This is a genomic window from Bdellovibrionota bacterium, assembly GCA_035292885.1.
Taxonomy (GTDB): Bacteria; Bdellovibrionota_G; JALEGL01; order JALEGL01; family DATDPG01; genus DATDPG01.
In genome coordinates this window covers 1-7086 of the sequence record DATDPG010000192.1, presented here as the reverse complement: position 1 = coordinate 7086, position 7086 = coordinate 1, and the positions used below count along the sequence as shown (strand labels likewise).

Sequence of the window (7086 nt, the reverse complement as noted above, 5' to 3'; positions counted from 1 at the left end):
GTTCGCATCATTGAAAGCGTTACCCGTCTGCCCGCGCAAAAAGCCCGCGCTCTTTTGTCGAAAGCCAACCGCCACGTTAAAACGGCGTTGGCCATGGGAATCTTGGGGACGGAACGCTCCGAGGCGGAGGAACTCTTAAAGGAGAACGGAGGTTTTCTTCGCAGACTGCTGGATCGGCCGCATACGAAAAACCCGAATATTGATGCGATTTTCTTCGACATGGACGGCACGATCGTCCACTACGATCTTCCGATCGGATTATCGACCTGGGCCGCCCTGGGGTGGGCGCTCGGTATTTTCAGCGAACAGGAAGAGTGGGTCGAACAATATCTGACCAAGCGGGTATCGTTTGAAGAGGTTTGGAAAACGTGCGCTCAGCGAATTGCCGGCCGCACGTTCGAGGAAATCCGCGACGTACTTTTTCCCTGTGCCGGCCTTCCCCCGTATAGCCGCGGATTCACCGATTGCATTCCACTCCTTCGCCACCATTACCGCCTGGGAATTATTTCGAGCGGCATCTCCGTCGTCGCCGAAGAGATTCAAAAATCGCTCCATCTCGATTTCGAGTGCTCGAACCTCCTCGGCCTCTCCCAAGGAAAATTCGACGGGACGCACGCCGTGCGCGTCCCGTTCGATCATAAATCCGAAGTCGTTCGAAAGCAGGCCGATGCATTGGGTATACCCATGGGGCGCATTTGCTTTGTCGGCGATTCTTCGAACGACATCCAGGTCTTCCGCGCCGTCGGCCTTCCCGTCGCCTACAACCCCAAAACCGAAGCGGTCATCGAAGCGGCGCACGGCAACGTCATCGGCGACTTTCTTCAGTTGCCACTTCTTTTGGAAAAGTTCTAGACGTTCCCTTGAGGGCCGTTTCGATCGTTTAACGATATTGACATCGATCTTACGTACGTACTACAATCAATCATGACCGTAAAAGTGTCGCCTAAATACCAGGTGGTCATCCCCGAAGCCGTACGAAACATCCTGGGGTTGCGCCCAGGGGCGAAAGTTGAAGTGATCGCAAAAGGGGGCGTGGCTTATTTAGTGCCGGTTTCGAGCCTGAAGGATGTTCAACGAAAGCTGGGCGGGAAGATCGACCGAACCAACCTTCGAGAAAAGGGGGATCGGGATCTGTAATGACCCATTCTCTGGTCGTCGATTCCTCGGCTTGGATCGAGATGTTTTCTCAAGGGCCGCTCGCCAAGCCATGTGAACGGGAGCAAAGACGGACCAAGGAGATCTTGGTTCCAACGCTGGTACTTTACGAAGTCTACAAGAAAATCTGCTCCACTCTTTCGGAAGATCGGGCCTTGTCTGCCGTAGCGGTCATGAGCCAGCACAAGATCGACGACCTTACGAGAGACGTCGCCCTGACCGCCGCTGATCTCTCCCTGGAACACAAACTGCCGATGGCCGACAGCATCGTCCTCGCACACGCCCGGCTCGCCGGGGCCAGACTCTTGACGTTGGACAACGACTTTGCAGGTATCGACGAAGTCGTTCTTCTCCGGTAGGCCGCAGCGGCCTCCATCTTTGAAATCAGACCCCGTGCGTCTATGATCGATTCAACGCGCCTGTAGCTCAGTAGGATAGAGCAGCGGCCTTCTAAGCCGCAGGTTGGGGGTTCGAATCCCTCCAGGCGCGCCACGCTCGATCTTTTAGCGGCCTGCGGCCTTGCCACGCGAAAAAAGTCCGGCGCATGGACAATACGGCAAGAATCCTGCGCCCGGATAATTGGCTTTTATTTTTCGGAGGTCGTGGGGTCGATAACCGTTCGCACCTCGGAAATGCGTGTGATGGGGAAATCGCCTTTCTGGGCGTGCTCGCGAATCAACTTCTCATTTGGCGAGATGTAGACGCAGTAAATCTTGTTATCCGTCACATAACTGTGCAGCCACTGGATCTTTGGACCCAGCTCACTCAGAACACTGCACGATTTTTGGGAGATCGCCTGAAGTTGATCTTTCGGCAACTTTCCGGCTCCAGGCAGGTCACGCTCGATGACATACTTTGGCATAAGGAACTCCTTTATTCCCGCGTCTATATGCTGGGAAATTGGAAACTGCAATCGGTAAGGCCATGGATGATTCACTTCTGTCAGTACAGCCGCCTTCACCTTGGGGCAAAGAGGTAGCCGCGTGCCATGTAGCCAAAAACACCGAGAAAGTATAAAAAGCCGTGCTACGGTGGGTGTAGCTCAGCTGGTTAGAGCACCAGGTTGTGGCCCTGGGGGCCGAGGGTTCGAATCCCTTCACTCACCCCAAAATATTCCAGGCCGAGATATCCGGAGACCCGTAACCCATCAAGAACAAAAACCCACGGTTTCAACAGGATGAGAGAGTCGATTCGAAGACCGCATCACGCAAAATCACCCACAATCACAGAGCGTGGCTTCTTTTGGGCTTCCGGTGGGCTTCTGAAACTTCGGCCGCCATTGGGGGTTGGTGTTTTTCTCATCACGAGCGGATGTGAGAAAAACCGACCCCCGAGCGAGGCTAACCGCAATATAGGAAGCGCTCCCCTCAAGAAGAGTGCCGACGCTTCGTCGGCGCGAGGCTTGACGGAGCATGCGTACGGGACAATTGTGTCATGCATCAAGCGGACGGCGCTTGTTTGCCATCCAGCGCTTGAAGGAGTGAACGATGGCCATCACGGCGACCGTTGTAGGTACGGGTGTTAGCAATGAGGCTAATCCGAAATGATCTCTCCCCTCCGCAATCCTAATGGGAAGATGGATGGCTGAAATCGCAGTAATTCCGATAAGGAAGAGCAGCCCTGTCTTTTTTGGATTGTCTCTAAGGCACAACATCCACAAATACGCCGAAAGACTCAGAAACGGCAGCCACGTGTACAAACTAAAACCCGTTACTTCTTGTAGAGGCCTGAGGAAAACGGATGGAGTGGGGAAAGTATGAAACGCTGCGATGCTAAGGATTGGATCAAAGAAAGGCGCGGCCAAAAGTGGAGCAAGCACGATTGCAATATTGGCGTAAGGAACCGGAGATGCCGGCGGTATTTGATGACGATGGCGGACGACGCGAATGGCTTCGTGCAAGGTACTGGTTAAGGCCACTCCCAGCGCGGCGGGAATTGTGTATACCACCAGAAATATGAGCCCGAGGGGAAAGAGAAAGTTTGCGCCGGCAGTCGGTGTGATGAGGTTATCGCCGAGAATATACGTCAATTGACCTGCATAAATTCCGACGACCACCATTAGTGCGTCGCGCACACCGAAGAATGACCCTGTAACGGTCCCCGCAAAGAACGAAAGCCAGATATAAGAAACGGATTGGGCATCCCACGCCTCATGTTTGCCAGTGACTAAGAACGAAATAAACCAAAGGAGGCTGCCGACTAACGCACCGGCAAGAAAGGCGTAAAAGCGCCAAGGTCGCTTAACGTTGGATTGAGAATTTTCCGTCATGTTTTTTCATCTCATTCGGCCCTTCGTTCGATGTAAAACCCGTCTCCACAGATAATATCTCCGTCTCCATCGAGGTCCCCCCGGCCTTCGATGAATACACAAGAGCCTCGTGCTTTGAGTACATTCCCGCATGTACCGATTACATACGGCCGCGTTTCACACTCGGCTGAACCTGGGCACACAATGGTCTCATATCGATAGCGAAAACACGGTGCTCCAAATATCTTGTCGACCGCGTAGACTGAAATGGGTTTTGCGGGATCCAAAGCCAGGGTTCGTAAATCCTCAAGAAATTCGGGACCAAGTTGTTCCGTCGAAACGCAGCGTCCCCGTGGCACATTCGCAACACTTGGTCGGATAGAAAGGAAAACACCCTTCGCTACGGCGTAGTCGTGTTCCCTCATGCTAAGCTGAGTTACGTTTTTTCTCGCCTCCTCTGAGAGATCAAGTCGGCGAAAACCTTTGGGGAGCCATCGGGGTTGCCCCATCCAGACGAGGATAAGAGACACGAGCAATGCAATAAATAGGACAAACAGAGAGATTTTGATGCTGCGTTTGCTCAAGATCGACCTCCTTGGGTCGTTACTCTAAGGAAATGGTTTGTGACGCAGGTCCCGTCCATGGGGTTAATCTTTCTTAGCCTTCGAAGCAAACGTGGCATCCACATTCCGCTTCTTCACTTGTGCATCATCGAAGATTTTTCGTAATTCCTTAAGATCCTGTGTGCTCCCATTCCTTTCTGCTGCTTCGAGAACATGGTTCGTACAGCTCGCAATTTTATCGAACATTCTGTCGGGCTCGCCTTTCTTGAAACAATCGGGCGCATTGCTCGCAAACGCAATCCCGTTTTGAATCAACTGTTGAGCGAGCATCTCTGTCATCACCGCCTCAGTTTGCTGTCCTCGCCTCAGCGCTTCAACACGACTCGCTTCTTTTGCACCCTCGTCCAGCTGCCGCTTTACGTGGAAGTATCGCTCTTCCAGAAACGTCATGTCCGCCAGAAGACCGCCATCTGCAGACAAATGGACTGCATCTCTGATTAAGGAGAATCCGGAAAAATCGTACAGAGTAGTTTTTGTTAAGCCAATCCTGCCAGGCACCCCGAAAATCTGTTCGTACACCATAACGAGTCTTTCGAACGCCAGCACAAACTCGAAAGCCATCGTGTTTATGATTCCCTTTAACGTGGCTCTCCGTCTTTTCTCCTCGCGCATTTGCGTAGCAACATGGTTTGCAATTGCTCCCACGAAGACAGCGATTATTGCCGTGGCGGCCGTCAGCGTGGTGGTGACAATTTGAGACTCGTATTTAATAAGGACGGAAAACAGGTATTCCTTCATGGCGATAGCAACTTGCTTTGGTCACTTGTTTTGACAAAGCCAGTGATTTTCCCGATCAACGAGGCCGCAAAATTCTTGAAAGCAAGCTCTTCATTCGGCTCTCGGTACTCGCCCCTCTTCCCTTCTTTTTGGCTGGACATGACGAGGCACGCGGAATCATAGAGCCGTTCTCGAACGAGTTTCTTCAGCAGAAGTTCATACCGATCCGCAAAAGAAACATGTCGAAACTCTTCCATTACGCTGAAATGCCGCGTTCTCTGACGCTTCTGAGTTGTCGAACGCGGAGAATCTTCGAGAAGCATCAAATACCCAAGCCACGGATCCGACGACGGCGCGAAGACACCCTCCCTGTACGCCGTCCGCACATCGAGAGCATTTCCAAGGGCCTCCTCCGTTCGATTATTGAAATTGTTCCCGAATGACCCGATGTGCGACTTGAATTCGATGGAAGCCAGGAGCCGATCCTTCACCACAACCACGAGATCCCATTCCTTATGCGGCCGAAAATATCCGGGGAGCTTTGCCGCCTTCCGGCAAAATACCGATGGATCGGGTATCCCCGCCTCCACAATCAACGCGCGAACGAGGTTCACAAACCCATCCATCTGCGCCCCGCCGGTCACGGCCGCCCGGGCGCCGGAATCCTTCCGGCCCGTCTTGGAACCCTGGGCCTTAGCCTGCCGAGACCGCGTCGTCCAAAACGTCTTGATGGCCGCGCTCAGCTTTTTCTCGATATTCATTTGTGCCCCGAACAACCATGAGTGAACTTGAACTGAAGAGCGTTTCCGTCTCGGCGTGAAATCGCGTCTCCGCGTATTTGAGATAATGAGGATCAATTTCGAAGCCGATGCTGTTCCGCCCCCATCGAGCCGCCGCGATATTCGTCGTTCCCGTACCCATAAAGGGATCCAGAATCGTGTCTCCGACGAAACTGAACATCCGCACCAGGCGTTCCGCCAGCTCGAACGGGTAAGGCGCCGGATGGTCCCGCGTGCTCGCCCCGGTTACGCCCGTCCAGATCTGCTGAAACCATTTCCTGTGATTTTCGTCCGATATCACGCTGAGAACGCGTTCTGCCGCGGTGGGAGTTCTGTAACCCCCCGGTTTTCGAAGCATCAGAATGAATTCAATGTCGTTCTTGATAACTGCATTCGGCTCATACGGCTTACCCAAGAATCCACCGCCCCGACTGACTTCGAACACGGCGTTCGCGATCTTGTGCCAGATGATGGGGGCCAGGTTATCGAAACCGATCTTTCTCGCCCGCTCCTGAATGGAGGAATGAAGCGGCACGACGGAGTGCCGGCCGTTGTTCTTGCGCCGTGAAAGGCAGACATCGCCCACAACACAAATGACGCGGCCGCCGGGAACGAGTGCATCAAAAGATGCCCGCCAAACGCGATCGAGCTGGTCGAGAAACTGCTCATAATCTTCCACGTGGCCGAGCTGTCCGGGAACGGATCGGTACTCCTTGAGCGTCCAATAGGGCGGCGACGTGAGGACCAAATGGACGTTCCCGACATCCGTGGATGTGATGCTTCGGGCGTCGCGGGAAAAGAACACGTGCCGGGTCGGGATCTTCGCAACAATCGACCCGATTCGCGCCATGATTTTGGGGTCTTTTGCCGCCTTCGGGATGCCGGTTTGTGTATCGCCCAATTGGAGGAGATCGGCGGGAATATATTGATCGAGAGCGTTCGAGACCGGCTCTCGGTGATACGGTGCCGGCGCCTCGGCAGCGCGCAGTTGCGACTTAATCCTCCCTCCGGGATGTGGTCTGGCCTTCCTCTTTTTCAACGCACCATTCATACCCCAATTCTGTTTGTGATCCCACCTGGAAGTGCGGAAGCGCTCATGGCGGGCTTGTGGATTGCTTCCCCTTCAGAATTCGTACGGAACTCCGGAGCCTCGGATTTGACCTACGTACTCCCCGACAAAGTTCCGATGAATCTGCCCAAGACGGTATTGAACCTTTCCGGCTGAGTGGCGAAAAAGAAGTGCTTCGCTCCGCGCACGACCTCGAAATCCGATTTCGGAAATACCGTGTGGAACGAACTCTGAAAACATTCGTTATTCGTGCCAAAGAACTGATCCGTTTCGCACACCAGAACACGTTTCTCGGTATCACTCAGCGACGCATTTTGCTCCATATGAAATGCAACCTGAAAAACCCAGCGCAAATCTAGTGTCCTGAGTCAGTGAATTCGCGATAGTTCTTTTCATGTATGAGCCTGGAGAGTGCCGGAGGCGTAGCGGGCGATTTTCTCCAGGATCTGATCGGCGGTCTTGGTCCAAACAAAGGGTTGAGGCGCTTTGTTGGAG

At 53.4% G+C, this 7086-nt stretch carries 8 protein-coding genes and 2 tRNA genes; 5 read left to right on the top strand and 5 right to left on the bottom strand.

The genetic code is table 11. From position 1 onward, the window contains the following. The 4 genes from VI895_14020 to VI895_14005 form a co-directional block, all read left to right on the top strand. Positions 1–852 (top strand): HAD-IB family phosphatase (locus VI895_14020; protein HLG20916.1); only part of this gene is annotated, 852 nt, incomplete at its 5' end. A 72-nt stretch (positions 853–924) separates the two neighbouring features. Next, positions 925–1137: an AbrB/MazE/SpoVT family DNA-binding domain-containing protein gene (locus tag VI895_14015; GenBank protein HLG20915.1), complete on the top strand. Its 213-nt coding sequence runs from the start codon at positions 925–927 to the stop codon at positions 1135–1137. Beyond that, the gene (locus tag VI895_14010; GenBank protein HLG20914.1) at positions 1137–1514 is read left to right on the top strand and encodes a type II toxin-antitoxin system VapC family toxin; all 378 of its coding nucleotides are present in this window, start codon (positions 1137–1139) and stop codon (positions 1512–1514) included. The genes VI895_14015 and VI895_14010 overlap by 1 nt, the downstream gene beginning before the upstream one ends. Positions 1515–1570: 56 nt before the next feature. Further along, positions 1571–1647: transfer RNA gene (locus tag VI895_14005), tRNA-Arg, on the top strand. A gap of 94 nt (positions 1648–1741) precedes the next feature. On the opposite strand, the gene VI895_14000 is transcribed toward VI895_14005, so the two are convergent. Then, a complete protein-coding gene (locus VI895_14000; GenBank protein ID HLG20913.1) occupies positions 1742–2017 on the bottom strand; it encodes a DUF4242 domain-containing protein in 276 nt (91 codons plus the stop codon). Positions 2018–2186: 169 nt separating this feature from the next. Here VI895_14000 and VI895_13995 point away from each other — a divergent pair. Next, a tRNA-His gene (locus VI895_13995) sits at positions 2187–2263 on the top strand. A gap of 324 nt (positions 2264–2587) precedes the next feature. On the opposite strand, the gene VI895_13990 is transcribed toward VI895_13995, so the two are convergent. The 4 genes from VI895_13990 to VI895_13975 all read right to left on the bottom strand — a co-directional run bounded on the left by VI895_13990 (position 2588) and on the right by VI895_13975 (position 6561). Continuing rightward, on the bottom strand, positions 2588–3424 hold the full coding sequence (locus tag VI895_13990) for a hypothetical protein (protein HLG20912.1): 837 nt from the start codon (positions 3422–3424) through the stop codon (positions 2588–2590). Positions 3425–4050: 626 nt separating this feature from the next. Continuing rightward, positions 4051–4764: a hypothetical protein gene (locus tag VI895_13985; GenBank protein HLG20911.1), complete on the bottom strand. Its 714-nt coding sequence runs from the start codon at positions 4762–4764 to the stop codon at positions 4051–4053. Next, on the bottom strand, positions 4761–5504 hold the full coding sequence (locus VI895_13980; GenBank protein HLG20910.1) for a PaeR7I family type II restriction endonuclease: 744 nt from the start codon (positions 5502–5504) through the stop codon (positions 4761–4763). Before VI895_13980 ends, VI895_13985 begins: the two co-directional genes overlap by 4 nt. Continuing rightward, positions 5437–6561: a site-specific DNA-methyltransferase gene (locus VI895_13975; protein HLG20909.1), complete on the bottom strand. Its 1125-nt coding sequence runs from the start codon at positions 6559–6561 to the stop codon at positions 5437–5439. The genes VI895_13980 and VI895_13975 overlap by 68 nt, the downstream gene beginning before the upstream one ends. Between the last annotated feature and the right edge of the window lie 525 nt (positions 6562–7086).

Excerpts from the sequence above, each read along its gene's own strand:
- VI895_13980 (HLG20910.1), bottom strand. The coding sequence starts at position 5,504 with ATGAATATCGAGAAAAAGCTGAGCGCGGCCATCAAGACGTTTTGGACG.
- VI895_14015 (HLG20915.1), top strand. The coding sequence starts at position 925 with ATGACCGTAAAAGTGTCGCCTAAATACCAGGTGGTCATCCCCGAAGCC.
- VI895_14000 (HLG20913.1), bottom strand. The coding sequence starts at position 2,017 with ATGCCAAAGTATGTCATCGAGCGTGACCTGCCTGGAGCCGGAAAGTTG.
- VI895_13990 (HLG20912.1), bottom strand. The coding sequence starts at position 3,424 with ATGACGGAAAATTCTCAATCCAACGTTAAGCGACCTTGGCGCTTTTAC.
- VI895_14010 (HLG20914.1), top strand. The coding sequence starts at position 1,137 with ATGACCCATTCTCTGGTCGTCGATTCCTCGGCTTGGATCGAGATGTTT.
- VI895_13985 (HLG20911.1), bottom strand. The coding sequence starts at position 4,764 with ATGAAGGAATACCTGTTTTCCGTCCTTATTAAATACGAGTCTCAAATT.